We start from the raw sequence: 1176 nt of genomic DNA on the forward strand, positions 1-1176 counted from the left end.
AAAGTAGATGAAGAACTACCTGTAGACCCCAATGGTATAATAAAGCGTGAACAATACGTTTACTTGGGCAAAGAAAACATTAACCAGATGAAACATCGCTTAAGATTGATTGAAGTACAGGATACCCAGGGAGAACCAATAATCATCGTAACAAACGACTTTAAAATAACTGCAGAGGAAATAGCCGATATATACCGCAACAGATGGCAAATAGAATTATTCTTCAAGTGGATAAAACAGCACCTACGCATAAAGCATTTTTACGGATTGAGCCCATGGGCGGTGGAAAACCAATTATTTATTGCGCTGATGACCTATTGCTTATTGCTGCTTCTAAAGTTAAAAACATGTTACAGAGGGCCATTACTAACTATCAAGAGATTACTGCATACCTGCCTTTTAGAACCATTCACAAGCTTCGTTAAAAAGCTTTACCGACCGACGAGAAAATTCAAAGGCAGACGACGGAAGGTGGATCATGAAACAATATTTCAAGAAACCTTAAGGCAGGTGGTACAAGGCGAAGCAGACTTTTTGGATGACTTAAGTTATGATCCAATAATTTAACTAAATACAGTGGTAAAATGTGGAAAAGGACTACCCATAGGCGGTTGCTCCTTTTGACATAAGAGAAAAAAATATAATTACATTTTTTAACATATATGGTATATTGCGGTATATTAATTTTTACTTGACTTTTATTAAAAAATTTTATGCAACGCTAGTGACCGAGCATAAGCAAGAATTGATTTACAGAAAAAAGAGGGATAAGGCATTAAAACAGGCCAGCTTCAGTTCAAGCTATTATGCAAGTGTAAAAAGTAAATATCGAGATAATAAACCCATTCTTCCAATAAATGTTTCAGAATCAAATATGAACAGGGCATATAGAATACTGGACACAATTATGAAAACGCTTGAGGATATGGAGGCTTATACTCAGGTTAGCCTTGATTCAGGTAAGGACACAGCATATTTTGTTGTTATGCACTCAGCTTTTTATTTTGAATTGAAAGAAGATACAAGAAAAAAACAAGGTTCACAAAACAACGTTAAAGCCCAGACTTATTTGGTCTTGTCAATGTCTGCAAAAAGCTGGTTTAGTTAATAAGCGCTTGGTTTAAACCCACGGGCTTTCAGCCCGTAGATCCTTTCAGGACTTGCAGATACTTCAGT

At 36.1% G+C, this 1176-nt stretch carries 2 protein-coding genes; both read left to right on the plus strand.

Annotation, left to right across the window (positions count from 1 at the left end; translation table 11 throughout):
- Positions 1-567 (plus strand): transposase (locus ACKX14_RS15500; protein WP_422449262.1); only part of this gene is annotated, 567 nt, incomplete at its 5' end.
- 178 nt (positions 568-745) lie between these two features.
- Positions 746-1108 (plus strand): hypothetical protein, encoded by a 363-nt coding sequence (locus ACKX14_RS15505; RefSeq protein WP_422449264.1) that lies wholly within the window; start codon positions 746-748, stop codon positions 1106-1108.
- Positions 1109-1176: the final 68 nt, after the last annotated feature.

It is taken from the genome of Thermorhabdus hydrogeniformans (genome assembly GCF_049310025.1).
GTDB lineage: Bacteria > Bacillota > Thermosediminibacteria > Thermosediminibacterales > Tepidanaerobacteraceae > JBJYKD01.